Annotated in this window: 21 protein-coding genes; 19 read left to right on the forward strand and 2 right to left on the reverse strand. The window is 61.7% G+C overall.

Going from position 1 to position 23,754, the window contains the following annotated elements:
* Positions 1-626 precede the first annotated feature (626 nt).
* The 11 genes from VKZ50_04010 to VKZ50_04060 all read left to right on the forward strand — a co-directional run bounded on the left by VKZ50_04010 (position 627) and on the right by VKZ50_04060 (position 8,432).
* The gene (locus tag VKZ50_04010; protein ID HLJ58877.1) at positions 627-1,097 is read left to right on the forward strand and encodes a hypothetical protein; all 471 of its coding nucleotides are present in this window, start codon (positions 627-629) and stop codon (positions 1,095-1,097) included.
* Positions 1,098-1,101: 4 nt separating this feature from the next.
* The gene (locus VKZ50_04015; protein HLJ58878.1) at positions 1,102-1,782 is read left to right on the forward strand and encodes a hypothetical protein; all 681 of its coding nucleotides are present in this window, start codon (positions 1,102-1,104) and stop codon (positions 1,780-1,782) included.
* Between the two features lie 242 nt (positions 1,783-2,024).
* Complete coding sequence (locus VKZ50_04020) at positions 2,025-2,291, forward strand: hypothetical protein (protein ID HLJ58879.1); 267 nt, start codon at positions 2,025-2,027, stop codon at positions 2,289-2,291.
* A 99-nt stretch (positions 2,292-2,390) separates the two neighbouring features.
* On the forward strand, positions 2,391-3,539 hold the full coding sequence (locus VKZ50_04025) for a type II secretion system F family protein (protein ID HLJ58880.1): 1,149 nt from the start codon (positions 2,391-2,393) through the stop codon (positions 3,537-3,539).
* A gap of 34 nt (positions 3,540-3,573) precedes the next feature.
* Complete coding sequence (locus VKZ50_04030) at positions 3,574-4,761, forward strand: PilT/PilU family type 4a pilus ATPase (protein HLJ58881.1); 1,188 nt, start codon at positions 3,574-3,576, stop codon at positions 4,759-4,761.
* Entirely contained in the window at positions 4,758-5,174 is a 417-nt protein-coding gene (locus VKZ50_04035; protein ID HLJ58882.1) for a type II secretion system protein, read from the forward strand. The genes VKZ50_04030 and VKZ50_04035 overlap by 4 nt, the downstream gene beginning before the upstream one ends.
* Positions 5,149-5,937: a hypothetical protein gene (locus tag VKZ50_04040; protein HLJ58883.1), complete on the forward strand. Its 789-nt coding sequence runs from the start codon at positions 5,149-5,151 to the stop codon at positions 5,935-5,937. The genes VKZ50_04035 and VKZ50_04040 overlap by 26 nt, the downstream gene beginning before the upstream one ends.
* A 28-nt stretch (positions 5,938-5,965) precedes the next feature.
* Positions 5,966-6,421 carry a hypothetical protein gene (locus VKZ50_04045; protein ID HLJ58884.1) on the forward strand — a complete coding sequence of 152 codons (456 nt, stop codon included), beginning with the start codon at positions 5,966-5,968 and terminating at the stop codon, positions 6,419-6,421.
* Positions 6,422-6,442: 21 nt separating this feature from the next.
* Positions 6,443-6,886, forward strand: a complete 444-nt coding sequence (locus tag VKZ50_04050; GenBank protein HLJ58885.1) for a prepilin-type N-terminal cleavage/methylation domain-containing protein — start codon at positions 6,443-6,445, stop codon at positions 6,884-6,886.
* Between the two features lie 13 nt (positions 6,887-6,899).
* The gene (locus VKZ50_04055; GenBank protein HLJ58886.1) at positions 6,900-7,334 is read left to right on the forward strand and encodes a type II secretion system protein; all 435 of its coding nucleotides are present in this window, start codon (positions 6,900-6,902) and stop codon (positions 7,332-7,334) included.
* 234 nt (positions 7,335-7,568) lie between these two features.
* Complete coding sequence (locus tag VKZ50_04060; protein ID HLJ58887.1) at positions 7,569-8,432, forward strand: hypothetical protein; 864 nt, start codon at positions 7,569-7,571, stop codon at positions 8,430-8,432.
* Positions 8,433-8,514: 82 nt separating this feature from the next.
* Here the strand turns inward: VKZ50_04060 and VKZ50_04065 are convergent, their stop codons facing one another.
* Positions 8,515-10,290, reverse strand: a complete 1,776-nt coding sequence (locus VKZ50_04065; protein ID HLJ58888.1) for an ATPase, T2SS/T4P/T4SS family — start codon at positions 10,288-10,290, stop codon at positions 8,515-8,517.
* A 63-nt stretch (positions 10,291-10,353) separates the two neighbouring features.
* Positions 10,354-10,875 carry a type II secretion system protein gene (locus VKZ50_04070; protein ID HLJ58889.1) on the reverse strand — a complete coding sequence of 174 codons (522 nt, stop codon included), beginning with the start codon at positions 10,873-10,875 and terminating at the stop codon, positions 10,354-10,356.
* 221 nt (positions 10,876-11,096) lie between these two features.
* Here VKZ50_04070 and VKZ50_04075 point away from each other — a divergent pair, with 221 nt between their 5' ends.
* The 8 genes from VKZ50_04075 (at position 11,097) to VKZ50_04110 (ending at position 23,742) form a co-directional block, all read left to right on the forward strand.
* Positions 11,097-11,885, forward strand: a complete 789-nt coding sequence (locus VKZ50_04075) for a hypothetical protein (protein HLJ58890.1) — start codon at positions 11,097-11,099, stop codon at positions 11,883-11,885.
* On the forward strand, positions 11,875-12,396 hold the full coding sequence (locus tag VKZ50_04080; GenBank protein HLJ58891.1) for a PilN domain-containing protein: 522 nt from the start codon (positions 11,875-11,877) through the stop codon (positions 12,394-12,396). Before VKZ50_04075 ends, VKZ50_04080 begins: the two co-directional genes overlap by 11 nt.
* A gap of 1,194 nt (positions 12,397-13,590) precedes the next feature.
* Positions 13,591-15,330, forward strand: a complete 1,740-nt coding sequence (locus VKZ50_04085) for a secretin N-terminal domain-containing protein (GenBank protein HLJ58892.1) — start codon at positions 13,591-13,593, stop codon at positions 15,328-15,330.
* Positions 15,331-15,341: 11 nt separating this feature from the next.
* A complete protein-coding gene (locus tag VKZ50_04090) occupies positions 15,342-16,538 on the forward strand; it encodes a hypothetical protein (GenBank protein ID HLJ58893.1) in 1,197 nt (398 codons plus the stop codon).
* Positions 16,539-16,569: 31 nt separating this feature from the next.
* Positions 16,570-17,388 (forward strand): hypothetical protein, encoded by an 819-nt coding sequence (locus VKZ50_04095; protein HLJ58894.1) that lies wholly within the window; start codon positions 16,570-16,572, stop codon positions 17,386-17,388.
* 19 nt (positions 17,389-17,407) lie between these two features.
* Positions 17,408-17,677: a stage V sporulation protein S gene (locus tag VKZ50_04100; GenBank protein HLJ58895.1), complete on the forward strand. Its 270-nt coding sequence runs from the start codon at positions 17,408-17,410 to the stop codon at positions 17,675-17,677.
* Positions 17,678-18,125: 448 nt separating this feature from the next.
* The gene (locus tag VKZ50_04105) at positions 18,126-21,131 is read left to right on the forward strand and encodes a DEAD/DEAH box helicase family protein (protein ID HLJ58896.1); all 3,006 of its coding nucleotides are present in this window, start codon (positions 18,126-18,128) and stop codon (positions 21,129-21,131) included.
* Positions 21,124-23,742 (forward strand): site-specific DNA-methyltransferase, encoded by a 2,619-nt coding sequence (locus VKZ50_04110; protein ID HLJ58897.1) that lies wholly within the window; start codon positions 21,124-21,126, stop codon positions 23,740-23,742. The genes VKZ50_04105 and VKZ50_04110 overlap by 8 nt, the downstream gene beginning before the upstream one ends.
* The last annotated feature ends 12 nt before the right edge of the window (positions 23,743-23,754 follow it).

The following is a 23,754-nucleotide window of genomic DNA, read 5'->3' on the forward strand; positions in this document are numbered from 1 at the left end:
AGGGGAAGACGATCAGATACGGCCGTCGGGCGATGACGCCGGCGGCCGCGGGAGAGAAGAACAACAACAATGCGAGAGGTGGTGATAACAGGCAAACACGAAAGAGATTCACCCTCCACCGAACCGGGGCAGGCTCAGACGGCGCTGATTGCCACCCCGACATCAGACGCATTTGCCGCATTCGAGGCGACCCTGACGCCTCCACAACGTACCCAATGGGCACCGATTAGGGCATCCATGGTGCAGCCCCAAGCCGCGCCATCGGCTGGCTCAAGGTCACATGGGAGCCTGGCCACCCCGGCGCCGCTCCCGGCTTGGTTGTCGTGGCAGGTCCAGACAGAACAGAGCGGAGGCGGAACGCTCGTCTCCTACACGCTCCAAAACACCGGCCAGGTCACTGTAGTGCTCGATCTAGCGCGACTAAAAGTGACAACATCAGCGGGGAGTGACGTCTCTGTGTCGCTTACCCGGCAGGACACAAGTGGATTGGAAGGCCGGATTCCGCCGGGAGGGGCCGAGTCAGGCGTGATCCGGGTCGGCCCTGCACAAGGGAAGGTTCTGATCTCATGGCCGGTGGTTACGGTAGGCACCAATGCCAATACGTACCTCGTCTCCCAGACGATCCCGTGAGCAAGTCGATCGAGAAGAAATTGAGCCCGAAGCTGGTGCGCGGACTGGACGTCTGCGGCCTGTGGCACCAGAAATTCGAGGATCCACCTCACGGGCACTTCGCCAACGGCAAAGCTCGATTCACACGACCGCGCCCGTTCGACTACATCGCGGTCGCCCGTGGATACGCGATCGAGGTCAAAGCGACTCGCGGCACGTCGTTCGCGCTGCGGCCGCGCCAGGACAAGGAATTGGCGCGATTCGAGCGTCTCGGAGCCGGGGAAGCAGTGGTCGCGGTGTTCACCCAGGACGGTCGCTGGTGGACACTTTGGTGGCTGCCGTATCGGGCGTACGCCGCGTTCCTGCGACGACGCCATCGGAAGTCATTCCCGGTCAAGGCACTCCTCGACCATGCTGTCCGGTGCGCCCGCGCCGACGGAGCATTCATCCCGCCCATTGGTGAGATTGAGGTGGCGCATGCGGGTTAGCGGGATGCGAGTAGCAGCTCTCGGTGTGGCCGTGCTCGTCGTTGCCGCAATGGCTGCGACTGCGTGGGCGCAATTCCCCGCGGGGACGACAGCGGCGGTGTTGAGCTTTATCGACGCTGATGGAGGCCACGTGAGCGTGAACCGCCACTGGTACGGGGCTGGTGGGCAGGACACGCAGGTCTACCCGTTCACTCCGTACTTCTGGAACAGCTGCCTGCCGGGGGACGGAGCGATCATGACGCTCATCACGAGTCCGGTAGGGTACCCGCCGCCCGGGCTCACGAGCTCAGGCGCCTACACGACCCAGTTCCTCGACAAACTCAGCCAGCAGATTACTCAAGGGCTGCAGTCCGCCTCACAGTCCCAGAGTGATCCGAAGTTGCAACAGATGATCGCTGGGATGAGGACGCCAGGGAATCCTGCCTACGAAGCCTTGAAGGTAGGGCTTGGGCAGGTGAATACCCTCAACTACTACGAGGACTACGGCTATGCGACGTTTCTCATGATTAGGTGGGAGTGGAAATGGCCATTCCCAGGTTGCTATCCCACGATTGTGACCGTTCCAGAGGGTTATGGCATCCCGTTCGTCTCGCTGGTGCAGCAACAGCAAGGAGATCAACAGGTGGCCGCCACACAGCCATTCTTACCGCTGCCAACAGCCGGAACTTGGGTGAGACGCCGATGACCCGCTACCGGTTCGGTCTTTGTGTGACTGTGTTGATCATCTTGGCCGGGAGTATAGTGAGCGCTGCTCCAGCGTGGCCGGTCTACTACACGGCTGATGGAGTGGGCGTCAGTATGCCACCGGACTGGAGTGTTGTAGTCTCCCCATCAGGGCTCTTGGTTATGGCGGGTCCAAAAGCCGCTTGGGGACGGCCCGTTGCGGCCGTCTCGGTGTTGACGGGACAAGGACAAGGCCAGCTACTCATGGACCGCGTGACCCCGATGGTCGGGGATCCCTCCCAACTTCGCTTGCTGGGGATACAGCAGCTCGCAGCTGACCGAGAGGCCAAGTACTATCTCCGGACCGGGAACGAGAAAACCGGTCAGGCGGAGGCCTACGTAATGATCGGGACGGTCTCGGGCCACAAGTTCAGCGCGGTGGTCGTCGGGATCGATCCGACCAGCGATCCCAACCTGCGGACCCGTGCCGGCGTCCTGCAAGCACTCCTCCTCCGACTCGTCCTTCCCTAGGTTCCCTCCAACACTTGGGTGTATCCGCGATATGGTAGAGCCATGCCGAAAATTACCTATGTTGCCCTCACCCGCACTGGGGAGACCGTCAGTGGTGTAATGGAAGCCGTCTCGACCAGAGAGGCGTTGGCCCAGCTCCGTGAACGTGGGACGACGCCGCTGGACGTCACCGCTGGGATGTCGTTCCGGATTCACCGGCGCGTCAATCGCGCGCAAGCGGCCCAAGTGCTCCGCCGGCTCGCGACAGTCGTCGCTCGCGGTGGCGCTCCGTTGGCGGAAATTCTGCCGTCGTTGGTCGACGAAGAAGATCTCCCGCATGTCCGAACCGTATTGGCAGGCGTGCGAGACTCGATCCTGCGAGATTCGCTCCCAATGAGCCGCGCGCTAGGCCGTTACCCCGAAGTATTCCCGAGCGTGGTGACCAGCCGTATTGCCGCCGGTGAAGCGGCAGGAGCGTTGGACAACGCGTTGGAGGACGCCGCGCTCTTCCTTGAGCAGGGCGTGCGCACCCAGAGCCGGTTGATCGGCGCGCTATCGTATCCGATCGTGATCATCTCCTTGGCGCTCATTATCGTGTCGGTGCTGTCCGCGACAATCATGCCGCGGTTCGTGACGTTCTACGCGCAATCAGGAGTACCGTTGCCGCTCGTGACCCGGATCGTCGTAGGGTTCGGTCTCGCACTCGCTCACTGGTGGTTCTTGGTGATTGGGTTTGTGATCGGCGCGGGGTGGGGGGCGCGGCGTCTCTTGGCGCGCCAGGACGTTCGAGATCGGCTGGACTACATCCGGTGGAATCTGTGGGGGTGGCGGCGGGTCGAGCGCGCACTGGCGTGGAGCCGGTGGGCGCAGGCCATGACCATGCTGTATGCACAAGGGACCGAGATTCTTCATGCGCTCCAGTTGGCGTGCGACGCTTCAGGGACCGCGGTGATCCGAGATGTCTCGGATCTGCTGGTGCGCCGGATGAGCGAGCAAGGTCATCTACGTGAGGCCTTGGATGAAGCGGGAGTCTTCCCTCCGATTCTCCGTACATCGGTCGGGGTGGGAGAGCGCTATGGCACCATCCGAGAAATGTTGAGCGAAGCCGCTACCTGGTACTCAAGAGAAGCGGAGACGATTCTGGAGCAGTTGCCGAACCTGTTGCAACCGATAGCGGTAGTGATCGTCGGCGCCCTAGTAGGGTTCATGGTGTTAAGTCTCTACACGCCGATGTTCAACATGTACGGCGTAATCAATCAGCTTCACTAAGGTCTAATCGTCAATCAAAGTAAAGGTGGGGGCGATGGCACGATCGACAACGCCATGGGGAACAGATCTTGAGTCTGAGGAGTGGACCGGCCCAGATCTTGCCGACTCGCGAATTGTGGCATGGCTCCGTTACGGGCGAACGGTGGGCGCAAGTGATCTGCACCTCAAGCCAGGAGCGCCACCTAATTTGCGGGTAACGGGCGCGCTCACCCCGATCGAGGGCGCCGCAGTGCTGACGGGGCAAGCGATCTCCGAGATGATGGGATTGCTCGTAGGCGGCAAGGTGAGTTGGTCGGACTTCATGCTACAGCGACACGAACTCGACGTTGGGCTCGAGCCGGGAGGGGTTGGGCGGCTTCGCGTCAACGCGTTGTTCGACCGCGGCCAGCCTGCGGTCGCGATACGGCTGATCCCGCAGACGATCCCGGCGCTGGACACGCTCGGGCTACCAGCGATCACAACGTCGCTAGTGCGCCGGCAAAAGGGGCTGTGGATCTTTACCGGGGCGACCGGGCACGGAAAGACGACCACTCAGGCGGCCATTCTAAGAGCTATCTTGAACGACCGTCCCAGGCACGTCATCACGCTGGAAGACCCGATCGAGTACACCCACGAGCACGGTGGTGGATTGATCAGCCAGCGTGAAGTCGGCTGGGACACTGAATCATTCGAGCAAGGCATCGTGAGCGCGCTGCGTGAGGATCCCGACGTGATCCTGGTCGGTGAGATGCGAGACTTGGAGACGATCCGACAAGCGCTACGCGCGGCTGAAACAGGCCACCTGGTACTAACGACACTCCATACAGTGGACGCATCCCTCGTTCCAGACCGCATCATCGACGTGTTCCCTGCGACGCAGCAAGCGCAGATTCGGATCCAGTTGAGCGATGTCCTTATGGCCGTGTACGCGCAGCAGCTGGTGCGGACCAACCGACCGGCGGAAGAAGGAGAAGCCCTCGATCTCAGTGGGCGGATTGCTGCGGTCGAAGTGCTCTTGGGGCCGATGGCTGAACTGTACCCGGCGCGGGCGATGATCCGAACACCATCCGCAGGGACGTTGTACACGTTGATGGAGCAAAGTCATCGCGCGGGCTGTCAGACAATGGAGCGGGCGCTGGTCGAACTGGTTGAGGCCGGGAAACTCACCGAAGCGGCGGCCCGGGAAGCCGCGATCCGGCGCGACACGTTCGATCGCCTTATGCAGGCAAAAGGGATGGCATGAAACGGCGGCGTGGTTCCACGCTAATCGAAGCGCTGATGGCGGCCGTAATCGTGGCCGTAATTGGCGGGCTCGTGGTGATCGCGCTGGCGGAGGCGGGCCAAGCAGGCCAGCGCGCTATGGTGGCTGCACAGGCGCGCCGGGTGCTACAGCAGGAACTCGAGCAGGCTCGGAGCGGCCGCGGAGTCCCGACGAGTGGGACAACGGGGCCATTCACGGTTACGGTAACGACGTCGACGAATATCCAGCCGGCCATGATCGGCGGACCGTGGACGCCGGACTGTTACGGGGGTAGCCCATGCAGCAACGGCATCACGACAAGCACAATGTACGCGCTCACATATGTGAAGGTCGTCGTTAGTTACACGGCCGACGGGACGGTGGTGGCGAGTGGAACGACTACGACTCCTCCATAAGGCTCAACGTGGGCAGGCACTCCTCGGCGCTTTGATCGTCGTCGTGATCCTTGGTGTTCTGACGGCCTCCTTGACGACGTTGGCGATCGAAGGTCAGCAGGCGGGTACAGTGGCGCGGGATCAATTGACGGCCCAATCCATTGCCGAGACCGGGATCAATGCTGGGCTGGCGACGGTGCAGGCGACATCCCAGAACGCGTTTACGAACAACTTATTCACGGTGACGAAGAGTTATGCGCAAACATGGGTGACCGGGGTGGGGTCACCGTGTAGCGCGAGCTCCGTTGCGTACAACATCGGGGACATGTTCTATCACTACTTCCCATTCACACCCTCGGCCGGACAACCCATTATCAACACGATTCAAAGGAGCTCTCCGCCAGCATCGGGGAATTGGATCCGGCTTTGGGATGCCGTGGCGGGCCCCGGCGGGCAGACGTATACGTGGGAAGTGCAAGCGGGCATCGAAGGCGTTGGATCTCCGTGCCCAACGTGGAACGACAACGGTTCGCAGACCATCATGATGTACCCGATTGGCGCGTACGCGTTCGCGTGGGTATGGGGACCGCAGGGCCAGGTGCTCGGGGAAATGACCGAATACACGCCGTCAGCGACTCCTGGCTACGTGGTGATGACGTACACGGACTGCCCAGCGTACTACCAACCGTCAACGTGCAACTATCCGACCGCGGTGCAGGTCGCAATCCCGGCCGGCGAGCTTCTCTGGGACGACCCCAATGTGTCGACGCCTACAGAGCCGTAGAGGGTTCGTCCTCGCTGAGTTACTCATTGTGGTCGCGATCTTGGCGATTATCGCCGCGATCGGGATATCAGGTTTTGTCCGGTCGCAAGAAGCGGGGACGCTCCGGCAGGGCGAGATGCAAACGGCGGCGATTCTCCGGGACGCTATCGTGCGCGCGGATGCTCCAGACGCAGCGGCATCAGGCGGAATCCAGGCGCAGATCGTCTTCGCCGCGGGGAGCGCGACCGTGGCGGAACAGATTCAGACGAACGGAGGAGGATGGGTCAACGTGACGCCGGCGGGGGCCAGTCTACAGCTCCCGGCGGGGGTCACGGTCCAAAGCACGACATGGACGGGGAACACCGCTCAAGTGAATCCTGGAGATACCAGCACGGGGACGTACGAAGCATATCACACGACCGTGGCGGGGTCGGTTACCTTGACGACCACGCACGGCATGACGGCAACGGTGTACGTTACCGGAGCCGGTACTGTGTGGTACTAAAGGAAGAAGTGGAGGATCCCGATGCGACGGCAGAGAGCGTTTACGCTCGTGGAAACGATCATCGCGATGGGGGTCGTGCTCATCCTTGGTGCGATTGCTTACGCGTCGTACGCGGGGATCGAGGCGCAGAGCCGCGATAAGGCTGGCGTCTCGATAGCCGACGGGGTAGCACAAAACCTCGGGCACTATGCCGCGCTCAACGGTGGATTGTATCCGACGGGGCGGACATCGGCGTCGTGGGCAACAATTATGGGCGATCTTGGGACGCTGGCCGAGTACAGCGCCACCGCTCCGACGACATTCACGGGATCAGGCGGTTTCCTCGTGTACGATACGGCCGGGAACACGTTCCAGATCGAGTTCTGGGCCAGCGGCGGGTCTGGCGCGGTGTACTGCCGCACGCCGAATGGACTGGCGCAGATCACGAAGCAGAATAGTGATGGCCCGTGGACGGGCTGCCCCTAAAGTGGATGGTTCCATGAGACGTCGGCAGGCATTCACCCTGGTCGAGCTGATCGTGACGCTCGCGATCGTGGTAATTCTCGCAGCGATCGCGATTCCGGTGTACAACACCGTCCAAGCGCAGGCACAGATCAAAGCGGATATCGCGGAACAGAACGTGTTGGTCCAAGCGCTTTCCTCGTACTACGCGGTCAATGGCTGCTATCCGAACGGACCGCGCGGGACAGGCAATATGCCCACGAACCTCGGCCCGTACGTCGGCAATACGTGGCCCGGTAATATGACGTACGTGACATTCATGAATGGTGGCTGGGTCAACTCGAGTAGCGGTGCGGTGAATTACGTGGGGGTCCTCGCTAACAGTGTGCTCACGCAGTCGGGGTCGTGGACCGGCGGCACGGCAGTGTTTAATGGCGTGTCTACGGGCGCCACAGTACTGGAGTGCCCGTAAGGGATCGGCATGATGACACAGACGGTAGGTGAGGGCATGAAGAGAGTCTGGACAACCTTGGTTATTCTAGTCATCGCTGGGGGCCCCATCGCCGTCCAGGGGACCGGAGCGATGGCGCAGCCGAACCAGACTAGGCTGGTCTTACTCTCGGAGGCGACACAAACGCCGGTACCGGTCGCGTTGGCCGTAGGACAACCAGTTGTAGTCCGGATTGACGGTCGAACGCCCACAACGGTGGCGACAACCCCTCCAGAGATCGTTGACGCCATTTTGCGCGAGGGAGAGATCCTCCTTATCCCGCTGCACGAAGGGCAAACGATGCTCTCGATCGGGATTGGAAACGGTGTGAACGCAAAACTGGCCTTGGCTGTTGGAACCGCAGACGGCGTTCGTTTGATCACGCTTAGCGAGAACGTTTCGGCGACACAGGCGGCTGCGACGGCTCCAACCACGTCAGCCAGTGGCGCGAATATCGAGACATTTGTGTCGGGACTGTCAGACTCCCAGCGGCAAGCCTTGATCACGTATCTACAAGCGCCTTCGTTGTCGACCTTGAGTGTGTTGGTCCAGTCTCTGAATACGGCCCAGCAGCAGACGTTGGTGGATGTATTGGCAAATCGGGACGCGCTTGCTGGGACATTGCTGCAAGCACAAGGTGGAGAACCTGGGCCGGTAATGGCAGCTCCTGCACCGGCGATGGCAGGCCCGATCCACAGCGTTGTACCAGTAACACCAGTGGTCCCGTCGGCGCCTCGGCCGCAAGCGGAGCCTGGTGTAACTGTTAACGCTCCTTCGGGTATCGTGGTCCACGTGATCCAGACGAACACCAAGGGCGTGCTGTACTTGAGTTACGTGCTCCAGAATACTACCAAAACGGGCGTGCAGGCAGACCCGCATGAGATCCAGGTCGCCGGTGCGCGCGGCCCCGTGACGGTCCGGCAGATGGATATCGGTACTCCGAGCGAGATCGCGGCCGGCAGTATGGAAACCGGCATCATCGCACTCGTCCCGGACGGCGGGAAAGTGAATGTCACGTGGGGGCTGAGAGACGCTAACGGAAACGCCTTGACCGTCGAGGTCTCCATCGCAATAAAGTAGGGGGAGTGTCTCTTCGATAGGCAAGCGAAAAACCTCATTGTCCTAGGACAACGAGGTTTTTCGCTTGCAAGGGTCCGAGTGTCTATGAAACCGGGGGGATTACCTCTGGAAGCTGATCATCAACCTCTGGAATGGCCGTGTCCACCTCTTCTGGCACGTCTTCGCTGGTCTCTTCCGGTGTCCACGTAGCCCGCATAACCTCGCTGAGCGTGGTCTCGCCGGCTCGGACATGCAGTACGCCATCAGAGAGAAGCGTTGGGGTCTGAGTCCAGAGGCGGAGGTCTTGTTCGGTCGTCTGATCAGTAAGGCGCCCCCGCGCCTTCGGCGTCATCACCATCAACTCACCGATAGCCAGTCGACCCCGATATCCACCGTAGCAGCGCTCGCAGCCGTCTCCGCGCATTTCCGTATTTGCGAGCCCTAGCCGGTTCGCTAACTCGAGCTCGGCCCCTTCGTACGCGACAGGCCGCGCACACCCAGCGCCCGCCCCGGCGTTGGAAGGGGCACAGATCCGCCGGAGGAGCCGCTGGCCAAGCACGGCTTGGAGGGTGTCCGCTAGTAGGTGGGCCTCAACGCCCATGTGCATAAGCCGAGGGACCGCGCCCGGAGCCGTATTGGTGTGGAGCGTACTCAACACCAGGTGCCCGGTGAGCGCGGCATCGACGGCGACGGTCGCGGTTTCTTTGTCGCGAATCTCACCGACCATGATCACGTCCGGGTTCCGCCGGAGGAAGCTGCGCAGCATGAGCGCAAACGTTCGTGAACGATGGGCTTCCAAGACGCGGTCGTCCACAGACGTTTGAATGATCCCAGGGATCTTCTGTTCCACTGGGTTTTCCACAGTGTAGATGAACTTATCGGGGAACCGTTGATGGATACGACGTAGAAGCACAGCGAGGGTAGTAGATTTGCCACACCCCGTGGGGCCGGTGACCAGAACGAGGCCGTGAGGAAGCGTGCACAATTGGTCGAGTTGATCATGGATAGCAGACGTAAAACCCAGGTCATCAAGTTCTTGGTGCGCGATGTGGCCGAAAATCCTGACGACGGCGTCCTCGCCGCGGTCGTCAGGACCGACCTCGATCCTAAGGTCATATTTCGGGTTCTCGGGGCTCGGCCAGCGCATGTCGCCGGACTGTGGAGTCTGGTGGTGCGCGATGTCACGGCGGGCAAGGAGCTTGATGCGACTGATGAGCCCGGCCAAGTGGCGGCGTTGGAACCGTACGCCGGGCGTGCCCTTACCGTCAACTCGGTAGCGCGCTTCACCGATGCCCTCACCGAAATCGGCGATGTGAATATCGCTGGCGCCCATGGCGATCCCGCCGTCGATGATGTCGCTGAGCAGACGGACGATGTGTGGGGCCGCAGTGAGTTCGCTCAGGTCCTGCTGGAGGTTCGTCACCGTCAGAGTCGCGATCTCGTCGTCAAGGGCATCGGCCGGAGGAGGAAGCCGATCCTGGGTAACAACCACGATCTCGGCGCGCCGCGGCCGGATAGCCGTGGCAATCTCGTCCCGAAGCTGAAGCGTAGGGTCGGCCACGGCCACAACCACTGATTGAGGGGTCACTTCAAGCACGGCACAGCGGCCGCTCCGCCGTAGGTCCGCCGGGAGGGCATCGCCGAGGCGGGGGTCCGGAGCTGCCGTCAGTTCACGGAACTCGAGTCCGACACGCGCGGCGCGCGCCCGGGCCAGATGGGTGGGGTGGAGCCATCCTCGAGCGATCAGCGCCTGCAGTGGGTCCTCGGTGTCTAGTCGCTCCGCTTCATCCCATTGTTCGACGGTAATGTACTCGCGGCCGATAAGGATGTCACGAAGGGATCGTCCAAGATCGCCGTTGGCAGAAGAGTGTGGGCTCATCAGCGTGAAGGGGGGAGTGACGCGAACTCGCGCTACTCCCCCGCTAACCTCCTCCCGGTCAGGTTACTTGCACGTGACGCCGACGGTCGTCGGCGTTCCGGCCGCTCCGAGATCGACAGTTCCGTGGATCGGGTCCATGCAGAGCACATGGGTATTGCCGCCGGTGGCCTGGGCCACAATTGTGAACGTGGCTGGCGTCGTGGTATTGATCGGCTCGTACGTCCAACTCGATGTGATGATGTTTGCCGCGGCCGTGGTGGGCGGCAAGTTGCTGGCGCCCGCGGTGGCAAGGTCGGTCACAAGGCCGGCCCAACTAGTCGCGCCGGTATTGGCTGTCGCGGCGACGTTCGCTGAATCGGTCGGGAACGCGCCAGTGGCTGACGCGGACTCGGAGGAGATCATCCCCGTGTACACCTGCTGCATCAGTTCATCCAGAGCTGCCGTTCTCGCGTTGGCGACCTGGCCGATGTATGTTGCGTAGGCGACGGAGCCTAGGATGAGAACGACCGCCATAGCGACAACGAGCTCGATCAGTGTAAAGCCACGACGCCGGTCATGCAGGCGCCGACTCAACAGCTGGAACATACGACACCTCCCACGTAGCCCGGCGAAATGGGTGAAGCGAATGGGTGCCGGACGGTACGCATGCAGATACGGTAGCAGATCCTCTTAAGGAAGGGGGAGACAACCTACGCTATGGGAGGTTGTCTCCTAAGAGCAAATGGGACTGTGGTACGGTCATAGACATGGTTGGTATCGATTTGAGCCTTTCCCCGATCATCTGGGCCGCGCCCTCGAGGCGTGGCATGGTCCACGGCACCCTCGAGCGGCCGGATCCGGAGGCGCTAACGGAGGCCCTCCGGGTCGCCGATGTGCGCGATCGTATGATTGCGCTAGCCGTCCCCACGCGGGACGTCCGCATCGGCATGCTGGCCAAAGGATTAGTGGGAGCCCGAGCACGGCGCGCCGCGACGTTGGCGGCTGCCCAGCAATTGCGGATCGACCCGGCCGTGGTCGCGGTGAGTCTCGACCATCATGGCAGTGAAGGCACGGCGTATGTTGCCGCGCCGACGGACACCGTCGCCAAGTGGGTGGCGCCGTGGTCGGCGGATCGGTGGCGCGTCTCAGTGGTGGAGCCGGCGGGGACCGCGCTGTTGAGGGAGGCCGGGAGAGACACCGTGGAGTTGTTTGTCCGGACGGGGGCAGGAACGCTCGATGTGGTGGTCGGGAGCCGGACTCGATGGGTCCTGGCCCGCACTGTCGATCTCGATTGGGAACACAACCTGCCGAGCGCGCGCGTGGAGGTGGAAGACACGATTACGCTCGTCCGCAAAGTAGGGGTGGAGTTGGGCGGGCTTGTCGTCGGCGGCGCCGGAGCAGCGGGGATCTTAGCAGACGCGCTCTCCACGCTTGGGACTATCCGGCCACTTATGGTTGGGGCAGGACTGGATGCCGATCTGCCACCAGAAGCACTCGTGGCGGCATCGGTAGCGCAGTGGGACCGCCAGCGACGCAGCCAAAAAGGGCTAGGGTGGAGCGATAGGATGCCGGGGCTGACGCGGCTGTGGCGGCGGAGGCGATCGAATGCGGCATAACTTGATAGTTCGTGACACGACGCGGCCCATCGCGATCGTCCTGTGGGCGCTCGTAGCGCTCGTCTCAATGCTGACGGTGGCTCAGGCGATGGCTGTTCGGAACGAGGTGCACACGTTGCGCCTCATTGTGAGCGCCGCGCAGGCTCGGGTCACGCAGTTACAGGCTCGGGCTGCAGAGGCTGACGCACGGGTGGCTCCGTTCCAACAAGCGAGTGAAATCGCCGCACAACTCGGGATGGATACCATCGAGCCTACGATGTTGCGGCAGGTCGAGCCGCAGGTCCCGACAGACATTTGGTTTACGGACGTCACGATGAGCCGCGATACGATCGGGGTCGATGGTCGCGGGCTGTCACTTGAAAGTATCGCCAAAACAGCAGAAGTGCTGCGAAATACCGCCGGGATCGCGTCGGTGCAGGTCACGGTTGTCACGAAAGCCGTGGAGGGCTGGTATAGCTTCCATATCGTTGCCCACCCGCAATCGCCATCGAAGGGAGGCCCGCGACCATGAAACGGCGCCTCCTGTGGTGGGTCCCGCTATTGCTAGCCGTACTGGTGGGGGCCGGCGGCCATATGTTGTTGATCGGCCCGGTTCAGCGGGACATCGGGAAGCTCCGGCTACAGCTTGGCGCGTTGCAGGCCCAGCAGATCCAAGCGGAAGCGCGGATTACCAGAGACACGCGTGTAGAGCAGGTCCCGTTGCCGATTAGCGACTCGGGGTTAGACCGCGTTTGGCCAGGGCTTGCGAAAGACGTTGAAACTCATGGGTATACGGTCCAACTCCTGTCATTCGTTCCCGGGATCTCTGGCCGGACGCGTACCCTGACGCTGACCTTGCGGCTGACCGGCTCGTACCTGGCGATGAACGACACACTCATCACGATCAATAAAATGATCCCGTTGTGGAGCTGGCGCACCCTCGAAGTTCAGTCGCAGACGGGGACGGACGTTACGGTGGTCGCTACCGGGGTGCTGCCATTGACCGGAGCCCCGGTAGTGGGGGTTGGAACGGCTCCGACACAACCAACGCAGCCGGGGCAGCAGGGGCCCACGCCTCCGCCTGCTCCTCCATCGCGACAGGCACCCGGAGGTCCACGTCCATGAAGAACAATACGTTGCGCCGGGCTGCAATTGGGCTCGTAACCTTAGCCATGGTGGGAGTCATTGTGCGACCTCAAGGAGTACTCGGTCAGTTGGCCGGGCAAACTTCTGGAGGGGCAGCACACACGACTACCGCCCCCGTTCCAGCTACTCGACCAAGCGTGGGGGCTCCAGTCACAACGGGGCGGCGTGACCTGTTCGCGCCACCGCCTGGGGTGGCAACGGGCGCGCACGCAGGCAGCACGGGTGCCGCAGTACCGTCGATGCCAGGGCCACAGATCGGGTCCATCTCTCTTCCGCCACTTCCGGGAGCCGTAGGGATCGGCCCCGCGTCGGCCCCACCGGCGCTTTCTGGCCAAGGAGGGCAGGGGACGCCAACAGCTCCCACCATCGAATTGCGCGGGGTCGCTCTCGGACGTACACCACAGGCGGTGCTGGTATCCGGTGGGACATACGCGATTGTCACGGTAGGGCAGAAGACGGATTGGGGCACGGTGACAGGCATTACCGCTACGACGGTTACCCTTAGGATGGATAGCGGGTCGCGTACACTAAGGTTCGAGACACCACATCCAGCAGCAACGACACAGACGGGGAGCCACTAATGCGGACACTTCTGGCCCTACTGACGGTTCTCACCCTGGGCGCAACGATGGCGCTGGCGGCGCCCACGCCCGCGCGCCCCGCAGCGACGGGTGTCGCGACATTGACGGTTGACCTAGTGGACGTGCCGTTGACCGACGCGCTCTCGATCCTGGCGCGGACCGCGCATATCAATCTGGTCGTTCAAGGCGCGATGACCGGGACGGTGACATTGCGCGTCGCGAACCAAACGGTTGATCAGGCGCTCGCGGTGCTCGCAAGCACCTATCGCCTTGACGTCAGCCGGGTCGGCCCGACGTACATCGTGCGCCAGTTGGCCGGTGACGCTATCCGGATCGCGCCCGCACAGGTCGGCTCATCCGATGTGGTTGTGCGTACCTACAATCTGCGGTACGCGTTGGCGAGTGAGGTCGCATCAGAGATTCGAACGCTTCTTGGCGTTTCCCCCGCTACGAATACCCAACAGGCGACCGTGATCGGGCAGCCGCCGACAGCCCCACAAGGTGGCGGGAGCTCAGGGGCAGGCTCGACGACCGGGACAGGAACGACGCCCACGAACGGCGGCACTGGGGCTCCATCGGGCGGCGGATATACAGCTCCAACCTCAGCAGCACCGCCGGCGTCGACCGCGCCGAGTAGTCCTAGCCAAGCGACAGGTGGGCAGGCTACACAGAAGGGCGTGGCCGTGGCGAGCGATGACCGGACGAACAGCATCACTGTGGCGGCCTCATTCGATCTTCAAGTCCAAGTCCAGGATGCGATCCTCCGACTCGACCGTCCAACTGGCGGGCCACAGATTGTGACCCCTCACGGGAGTAACGCGCCAGCCCCGCAAACCGGCAGCTCGAGTGGTGACCCGGTAGTGGGAGCGCGGGTCTCGAACGGGACCTACCGCTACGATATCCGCTACGCCGACCCTCAGTCGATGGCAAGCGCAGTCTTGAATCAGGTGAACGGCGTCACGGTGCTCGTGGATCTTCGGACAAACTCCCTGTACGTAACAGGCGACTCCGGACTACAGCGGCAGGTGAGCGCGATCCTGAGCACGCTCGATAGCCCAAGCGTCCAGATCATGATTCAGACGGAGATCCTGGACATCTCGAAATCGGCGTCCAGCAACCTCGGGATTCAGTGGTCGTGGCAGCCATTCTCGCTGAGTCAGATCGCGACGGGGAACCAGTTGCAGGGGTCAGGCGTGTACCCGATCGTAGCGACACTGAACACGCTCGTAACCCAAGGGGAAGGAAGAGTCCTCGCAAACCCGCAGGTGTCGACGCAAAATGGGGTCCAGGCGACGATCAACGTCGGCGAAACGCTGTACATCCCGGTGACGACCACCACGAATGGCGTATCGACGACAACGCTGACCACGGTCAACGCTGGGATTCTGTTGTTAGTGACCCCACGGCTCAACGGCAACGGGATGGTCACAAACTCGCTCAACGTGCAGGCGAATAGCATCTCGGGGTACACGCCGCAGGGGTACCCGGACATCACCCAACGCTCTGTGAGCTCGATCATCACGGTTCACGACGGGGAACCCATCCTGATCGGCGGGTTGATCTCCGATAGCACGACCAAAGCGATCCAGAAGATTCCCGTCCTGGGTGACCTCCCGTTGGTCGGATCACTGTTCAAGTACACAACAACGGACCACACATACGACAACATCGTGATGATCCTGACCCCCAGGTTGATTACGCCGCGGAACGGCGCAGTCCTGGGATCAGGAACGCATTAGGAGGCGGGCGCATGCGTACTTACGAGAAGTCCATTCTGACGGGAGCGGTGAGCGCCGGCCTCATCGTGGCACTCTCGTTGCTGATGGCAACGAGTTCAGCGCCGGCATGGGCGGATGGCCTTGGTGGGAGTCAGATCACGGTGAATCAGGATACCGTGACCTCGACCCCATACGATCTGACGCTGTCCCCCAACGGTGAGTTCCGAGTGATCCATTTTGACGCGGGACTCGTGAGCTCAGTGCTGGTGGCGAAGCCGTGGCTGCTCACGGTTTTGATCCAGGGCAACGACGTCGTGCTGCAGTCGAAAGCAACGAGCGGTGACACGCAGTTGGTCGTCTATGTCGGCGCCGTTGGGACGTTGTGGCACGTCACCATTGGAGCACATGGCGCTGTAGCCACACGGATTCTCGTGCGAGCCCCAGGCGCCGAGCCGGTGACGATGAGCACTCCGACGCCCCCTCAGCCTACAACGGTTGCAGTCACAACACAGCGCCCAACGATCGGACCGAACCCGCAGCTCACTGCATTTCTCAGCACGCTGTCGGCCGCCCAGCGAGCAGGGTGGAATGCGTGGCAGAAGAGTCCATCTGGAACCGGCCTGGCTGATTGGGTCGCGGGACTATCGCCCGCGCAGCAGACGGCATTCAACACTCTCGTGCAGGAAGGGATCGTAACGGTCCCGTCAATCCTAGGAGCGCAGCCGGGAGTGCCAGCCATCCCGCCGATGGTCGACACAACCACCGTGTTGGGACAGCAGCCGACCATGGCACCAACGATACCGCCAGCAACAGCTGTACCGGTACGGCCAATGGTGGCAGGTGCTTCAGACCCAGTCGGCAACCAAACAGCACCGGTGAGTGGAGTGGTTGTCACAGGCGCTCCCGAAGGAGTCCTAGTAACGGCAACAGCAGCCCCAACGGCCAAAGGGATAGAGGTTCGCTACACGATTCACAACGGGCTGACCGTTGATCTCGGCAACGCTGAAGTTACCGCTACCGATGGGGTAGGACACGATGCAACGGTAGCCGGTATTCCCACAAGGAAGATCGCCGCGGGGCAGGACTTTTCTGGCACGGTGATCGTCCAGGCTACACACTCGCCGATCACGCTGAAGTGGACGTGGGGCCGGTGGGCGCACGCCAAGACGTGGTTCGTGACATACTCGCTGCCGAACGGAATGATTCACTTCACGCTGACTGTGTCATAGCGTAACCACCATGATGTGGGCGGAAGCACTGGTGATCGGCGCGCTCGGTGGCGCCGCCGCGGACTGGATCGCCGCTCGCGGAGCTGGGACCCAGGCGACACGCAGGTCGATGCTGATCACGGCGCTGATCGGTGCCGCGGTAACCGCATTGATCGTAACGCATGGGGCACGCGGCTGGCACGCGTGGCTTCTCCCGTTGTGGCTGTGGGGTTGGATCCTTGCAGCCGACGCCGACCTCCGGACCCAGGAACTGTACGATGCGGACACGTTTGGCTTACTCGCGCTCGCGCTGATCGCGGGGCTGGCCGACCACATCATCCTGGTCGCGCTGGCCGGCGCGGTCGCAATGGCGGCGATCTGGCTGATCGTTCGTGGCGGGCTCCGGTGGTGGACGTGGCGCGCTTCCGTAATCTTGGCCGGTGTGGGCGCGGTCGTCGCGATCGTCGCCCGTTACCATCTGACCGTCGTACAGGCGCAGCTCGCACCCCCAACCAGAGCTATCGTGTACGGAACCATGGCGCACGCTTGGACGGCGGCCATGATATGGATGGTTGTCGGTGCCGCCGTGGTCGCGCTGGCCCCGGTCCTGGGGTGGATGGGGACGATCAGCCGCCGGGCCCATGGGCCCGATGAGCAGGTCGGTGGGGCCGACGTGCTCCTGTGGGCCGCGATCGGCGCCTGGTTCGGGCTGCGGTGGGTGTGGCCGGTTGCTGGGGCAGCCGTGATCGCGCTGGCGCTCGTGGCCGGCGCGCAAGTACTGGCTCGGAAGCGTGGATGGCACCTACCGTGGGCGCCTGAGGGCCTGCCGATCGCTCCGGTGTTGTTCGTGTTGCTGGTGTTTGCATCCTAAGAACGATGGAGGCCAGGACATGACCCTCAGGGCGGCAGCGAAAACGGACCCGAAAGCGCTGGCGGGCGCACTGACGAAATCGCTGCAAACGGCAGACACGATGGAGATCCACGCCGTCGGGCCGCACGCGGTCAACCAGGCGATGAAGGCGATCGCGATTGCGCGAGGCTACCTGCTCTCATCGGGCCCGGACGTCAGTTGCGTGCCCCTCTTCATGCGCGTGCAGATCGACGACCAAGAGCGGACGGCGCTCAGGCTCATTGTGGGGATCCGTGATCTCCATGTCTGATCCACGGGAGATCGGCGCCAGGGGATTGCAGCCTGGGCTTCCCGTTGAGCAGACTGCGTTAGAGGGGTCAGGACACACAGTCGAGGTCCGGCGGTGCCGGGCCACCCGGGCTCGCGGGAGCCTGGCGATAACCGGCAGTGTTACATAAGCGCGCAGACGGGCCGGGTGGCTACACTCCGACGGGCTCCTCCGTGGTCGCCCGGGTCCGTGCGACCGCACAACCAGGGTGCTCACCGTAGGGCGGGAATCGCCGAAGGGCCATACCGTACCGTTTCCAGGATACCCCTCACCCATGGGCAGGGGGCAACCATACAAGACAAGAATACGAGCGCGACGACGAGAACAGATGGTCTGCCTCGTCACAGCGCCACACGCCTGAAACAGCTGGGGGAAGGAAGTGGGGGATGGGAGCGGCGAACGCGCTGGCGCAATCCGTGGAGGGGCCAGAATGAGTCAAGTCGTCATCGAGAACCCAATCATTAACTCGCCTTTCGACGAGCCGACCCGCCATTTCAGGTTTAGCGACGATGGAATCACGGATGAGGTGGTTGACGGCCGTCGTACCAGTTCGTATTTCATCCCTATCGCCAAGCCGAAAAAGAAAGGGACGCAACAGCTTCAATTTGATACGGAGTGGACACAAGATCGCATCGAAGAAAACAGGCTCGTCAACGATATCCGCCGTCGCGTCGCGATGTGGCGCAAGGGCGGCTACGGTGGTGTGACGCCGACTACCGCACGTTTGATTGCCTACTGGACCGATCCCACCCGCGAGAAGAAGCTATTTTTCTGCCAGAACGAAGGTATTGAAACCGCCATCTACATTACCGAGGTGGCAAAGAAATACGGCGATACATGGATAGAGAACGCGATACGCGCGGCAAACGACACGTCGAACCCCGGTCTGCCGCGTATGGCGTTCAAGATGGCCACCGGTTCCGGCAAGACCGTCGTTATGGCCATGCTCATCGCCTGGCACACGCTCAACAAGCACGCCAACCCGCAGGATGCACGCTTCTCCGACACGTTCCTGATCGTCACGCCTGGCATCACTATCCGCGACCGGTTGCGCGTGCTGTTGCCGAACGACCCGGACAACTACTATCGCCAGCGTGATATTGTCCCGCCCAGTGACAGGACCGATCTCGGGCAGGCCAAAATCATCATCACCAACTACCACGCCTTGCAACTGCGCGAGAGGGTCGCCGCCGGCAAGATCACGAAGTCGATTCTCGCCAACGGACAGCCAAGTCCATTCACCGAAACGCCCGACCAGATGGTGCGCCGCGTCTGTCGCGAGTTGAGCACCAAGAAACACATCATCATCATCAACGACGAAGCCCATCATTGCTACCGTCGCAAACCCGACGGCGAGGATGAAGCGCTCACCGGCGATGACCGCATCGAAGCTAAACGACGGGACGAAGAGGCTCACGTCTGGATTGCCGGGCTCGAGGCCGTAAAGGCTAAGATCGGCGTGAAGGCCATCTACGATCTCTCGGCCACACCGTTCTTTCTGCGCGGGTCGGGCTACCCCGAAGGCACGCTCTTTCCGTGGGTGGTCTCAGATTTTTCGTTGATTGACGCCATCGAGGCCGGCATCGTCAAAGTGCCCCGCGTGCCGGTGGCTGACGACTCGATGACAGGTGAGCAGCCCACCTACCGCGACCTATGGCTCCGGATCCGCGAGGACCTGCCCAAAAAAGGACGCAACGCCGATGAGGTACTTAGCGAACCGAATCTCCCGGTCGAACTGCAAGGTGCGCTGCTCAGTCTCTACGGCAATTACGAGAAGTATTACCGCCTATGGGAGCAGAACGTCGAGGCCCGCGCCCGCGGCATCACGCCGCCTGTGTTCATCGTCGTCTGCAACAACACCAACGTTTCCAAACTCGTCTTCGACTTTATCGCCGGGTGGGAAAAACAGATCGGTAAACAGACGGTCGTCCAGGCTGGGCAACTGCCCATCTTCCGAAACGATGACGGCCATGGCGCCTGGCTGCATCGCCCGAACACCATCCTGGTGGACAGTCGGCAGCTCGAATCCGGCGAATCAATGAGCAACGACTTCAAGAAGATCGCCGCTCGTGAGATCGACAATTTCAAGTCCGACTACCGCGCCCGCTTCCCCGGCCGCGATGCCGAAAGCCTGACCGACGAAGACTTGCTGCGCGAAGTAATGAACACGGTTGGCAAGGCGGACAAGCTCGGCGAACATGTCAAGTGCGTGGTCAGCGTCTCCATGCTCACCGAGGGGTGGGATGCCAACACTGTCACCCATATTCTGGGCGTGCGCGCCTTCGGCACGCAACTGCTATGCGAGCAGGTGGTCGGACGCGCCTTGCGCCGCATGAGTTACGCGGCCAATAACAACGGCCACTTTGACCCTGAATATGCCGAGGTCTATGGCGTGCCATTCTCTTTTATCCCGTGCAGCGGTGCAACCGCAGATCCGAAGCCCGGACCGCTGCCCACTCGCGTGCGCGCTCTTGAAAGCCGCATCGCCTGCGAGATCGCCTTTCCCCGGCTGCTCGGCTACCGCTACGACGTGGCCGGTGAACGGCTCACTGCCTCCTTCAGTGACGAATCTAGGCTGGCCCTTTCCACTGCCGACATTCCCACTAAGACCGAGAACGCGCCCATCGTCGGTGAATCCAGCATCCACACCCTGGATGATCTCAAGTCCCGCCGGTTCAACGAGGTCGCCTTCCGGCTGGCCCAGCTCACACTGGAACGATACTTTCGCGACGACGACGGCAACGACAAGCCTTGGCTCTTCCCGCAACTGCTCGGCATCGCCAAACGCTGGCTCGCCGAATGCGTCACGGTCAAGGACAACGCCTTCCCGCAACTACTGCTGCTGGTCGAGCTCGCGCACGACGCCGTCGACCGCCTCTATAAGGCCATCGTCGCCTCGACCGACGGCACAGCGGAGCTCAAGCCCATCCTGCGTCCGTATGACACCATCGGCTCCACCCGGTACGTCGATTTCGACACGACTCGACCGGTTTTCGCCACCCGCGAGGACAAATGTCACATTTCTCATGTGGTGGCCGATACCGACTCCTGGGAGCAAAAGATGGCCGAAGCCATTGAGAACATGCCCGAGGTCATTCGCTACGTCAAGAATCACAACCTCAGCTTCACCATCCCCTACACCCTGAACGGCGAAGAAAAGAACTACATCCCCGACTTCATCGTCTGCATCGACGACGGCCATGGTCGGAACGACCTCTTGAACCTGATCGTCGAAGTGACCGGTGAGAAGAAGAAGGACAAGGCCGCCAAAGTCGCAACGGCACGCACACTGTGGGTGCCGGCCATCAACCACCACGGCGGCTTCGGCCGCTGGGCGTTCATCGAAGTCGCCGATCCGTGGGACGCACAAAATCTCATCCGCGACTTTCTGCGACAGGCGCAGGCGGAGTCAATAACGGGAGTCGCTCATGGCTAAGAAGTTGGCGAAGAAACACGCCACTCGGACGAAAGTTGAATCCATCCGCCACAAGAATAAGCGCGTCAACATCCCCACGGAGGAGCTGCGTGACTTCGTGCGGGACGAAGAGGTCGCTCCCAAGACCATGCTCTACCCGCGCGATCCGTCGCTCGATCCGCAACTGGTCTGGAAGGGCAAGGACGAACAAGACCGGGAAGACCTAGCCGTTCCTGTGGTACCGATCTACATCCAAGAGAAGATTCACCCCCAGGCCATCATCGACGCGCTGCCCCGCATCGAGCAGCCTGGCGACGATCAGACCAATCTCTTCGCCGACTTCAACGGCGGCCCGCAGGACTTCTCACAGCGGGTCGATTTTTACCATCACGAACAGAACTGGAGCAACCGCTTCATCCTTGGCGATTCGCTGCTCGTCATGACCTCACTGGCCGAGAAGGAAGGACTCAAGGGCAAGGTACAGACGATCTACATCGACCCGCCCTACGGCATCAAGTTCGGCTCCAACTGGCAGGTGAGCACGCGCAAGCGCGACGTGAAGGACGGCAAGGCCGAGGACGCCACACGCCAGCCCGAACAGGTGCGCGCCTTCCGTGACACCTGGAAGCTGGGCATCCACTCCTACCTCGCCTACCTACGCGACCGGTTGGTAGTGGCCCAAGACCTCCTGACCGAAACGGGCAGTGTCTTTGTGCAGATCGGGGACGAGAATGTGCATCTCGTGCGGTGCGTGCTGGATGAGGTGTTCGGGAGTGAGAATTTTTGTGCACAGATTACCTTTCGGACATCGGTGCCACTCACCTCGACTGGCTTGGCGGGAGTGGGTGACTACCTGCTCTGGTACGCGAAGAATCATGAAACGATGAAATATCGCGACGTGTTCACCTCGCGAGAGGTGGGTGAGGATACAGTATTCACATCGGTACAGTTGCCCGATGGGGCCCGCCGACCCATGTCGCCGGAAGAGCGGGCTGAGCCGAAGCTCCTTCCAATGGGGTCGCGGGTATTTGGAACCGATAATCTAGTCTCGAGCGGCTATACCCCGACGTGTATTTTCCCTATCGAGTTCGACGGGCGCAGATTCGAGCCAAGTTCTGGAAAAAGCTGGAAGACTAATCAGCGCGGCATTGAAGCATTGAGGAAGACGGATCGTCTTTCTGCATCAGGCAAAACCCTACGCTACCTTTTCTTCGTTGACGACTACCCGGTAATGAAGCTGTCGAACCTATGGGTTGACACAAAAGGAGAGTCTGACAAGAGCTACGTGGTCCAAACGAACACGAAAATCATCGAACGCTGTTTCCTGATGACCACCGACCCCGGCGACTTGGTGCTCGATCCGACCTGCGGCAGCGGCACCACCGCCTATGTCGCCGAGCAGTGGGGCCGGCGCTGGATCACCTGCGACACCAGCCGCGTCGCGCTGGCGCTGGCACGTACGCGCTTGATGGCCGCCAAGTACCCGTACTACCTGTTGACCGACTCGCCCGAGGGGATCAAAAAGGAAACGGAACTCACCGGCAAGACGCTGCCCGAATACAAGACTGAAGATGACATCAGGAAGGGCTTTGTCTGCAAGCGCGTGCCGCATGTCACACTCAAATCCATCGCCAACACCCCGGACATCAAAGAGGGTATGACGCGCGAGCAGATCGACGCCGCCATCGCCCGCCATGCCGAGACCGAAAGGCTCTGGGACCAGCCGTATGAGGATAACAAGCGCGTGCGGGTGAGCGGGCCGTTCTCGGTGGAGAGCCTGTCGCCGCATCGCGTGCTCTCGACGGCCGACGAGAGCCAGGAGGACACGGTGACGGAGCAGGAAGCGCGCAGGCAACAGGACTTCACCACTGTGATCCTGGACAACCTAAAGAAAGCGGGCGTGCAGAACACCCGCAAAGGAGAACGACTGAGCTTCGACCGGCTCGACCCCTACGCCGGAGCGTGGTTGCACGCGGCGGGCGAATACACCGACGCCGGCGGCAAGACCCGGCGCGTGGCAGTCTCTATCGGTCCGGAGCACGGGACCGTCAGCCCGCAGCAGGTCAAGGAATCCGCCAAGGAAGCGGTACATGGCGTCGGCTTCGATATGCTGATCATCTGCGGTTTCGCCTTCGACCCGTACGTCGATGAAGAAGTGAAGCTCTACGGCAAGCTGACCGTGCTGCCAACCAAGATGAACCCTGACCTGGCGATGGGCGATGAACTGCTCAAAAAGACCGGCGCGGGCAACCTGTTCATGGTCTTCGGTGAGCCGGATGTGGAGATCAAGAAGCAGAAGAATGGCCAGATCGTCGCCGAGATCAAGGGTGTGGATGTGTACGACCCGACCACCGGGCAGATTCGCAACGCCTCCACCGAGGACATCGCCTGCTGGTTTATCGACACGGACTACAACGGCGAGAGCTTCTTCGTGCGCCACGCCTACTTCACCGGGGCGGAAGAACCTTACGACAAGCTCAAACGGGCACTGCGTGCGGAGATCGATGAAGCGGCCTGGAGCAGATTGTACAGCACGGTGAGCCGGCCGTTCGACAAGCCCGAATCGGGCAAGATCGCCATCAAGGTTATCAACCACTACGGCGACGAGGTGCTCAAGGTTTTCGCCGTCTAACACGCTCGGGGG

The organism is bacterium, assembly GCA_035295165.1.
Lineage (GTDB): Bacteria > Sysuimicrobiota > Sysuimicrobiia > Sysuimicrobiales > Segetimicrobiaceae > JAJPIA01.

Excerpts from the sequence above, each read along its gene's own strand:
- VKZ50_04015 (HLJ58878.1), top strand. The coding sequence starts at position 1,102 with ATGCGAGTAGCAGCTCTCGGTGTGGCCGTGCTCGTCGTTGCCGCAATG.
- VKZ50_04020 (HLJ58879.1), top strand. The coding sequence starts at position 2,025 with ATGGACCGCGTGACCCCGATGGTCGGGGATCCCTCCCAACTTCGCTTG.
- VKZ50_04025 (HLJ58880.1), top strand. The coding sequence starts at position 2,391 with ATGGAAGCCGTCTCGACCAGAGAGGCGTTGGCCCAGCTCCGTGAACGT.
- VKZ50_04030 (HLJ58881.1), top strand. The coding sequence starts at position 3,574 with ATGGCACGATCGACAACGCCATGGGGAACAGATCTTGAGTCTGAGGAG.
- VKZ50_04035 (HLJ58882.1), top strand. The coding sequence starts at position 4,758 with ATGAAACGGCGGCGTGGTTCCACGCTAATCGAAGCGCTGATGGCGGCC.
- VKZ50_04050 (HLJ58885.1), top strand. The coding sequence starts at position 6,443 with ATGCGACGGCAGAGAGCGTTTACGCTCGTGGAAACGATCATCGCGATG.
- VKZ50_04055 (HLJ58886.1), top strand. The coding sequence starts at position 6,900 with ATGAGACGTCGGCAGGCATTCACCCTGGTCGAGCTGATCGTGACGCTC.
- VKZ50_04065 (HLJ58888.1), bottom strand. The coding sequence starts at position 10,290 with ATGAGCCCACACTCTTCTGCCAACGGCGATCTTGGACGATCCCTTCGT.
- VKZ50_04070 (HLJ58889.1), bottom strand. The coding sequence starts at position 10,875 with ATGTTCCAGCTGTTGAGTCGGCGCCTGCATGACCGGCGTCGTGGCTTT.
- VKZ50_04075 (HLJ58890.1), top strand. The coding sequence starts at position 11,097 with ATGGTCCACGGCACCCTCGAGCGGCCGGATCCGGAGGCGCTAACGGAG.
- VKZ50_04080 (HLJ58891.1), top strand. The coding sequence starts at position 11,875 with ATGCGGCATAACTTGATAGTTCGTGACACGACGCGGCCCATCGCGATC.
- VKZ50_04085 (HLJ58892.1), top strand. The coding sequence starts at position 13,591 with ATGCGGACACTTCTGGCCCTACTGACGGTTCTCACCCTGGGCGCAACG.
- VKZ50_04090 (HLJ58893.1), top strand. The coding sequence starts at position 15,342 with ATGCGTACTTACGAGAAGTCCATTCTGACGGGAGCGGTGAGCGCCGGC.
- VKZ50_04100 (HLJ58895.1), top strand. The coding sequence starts at position 17,408 with ATGACCCTCAGGGCGGCAGCGAAAACGGACCCGAAAGCGCTGGCGGGC.
- VKZ50_04105 (HLJ58896.1), top strand. The coding sequence starts at position 18,126 with ATGAGTCAAGTCGTCATCGAGAACCCAATCATTAACTCGCCTTTCGAC.
- VKZ50_04110 (HLJ58897.1), top strand. The coding sequence starts at position 21,124 with ATGGCTAAGAAGTTGGCGAAGAAACACGCCACTCGGACGAAAGTTGAA.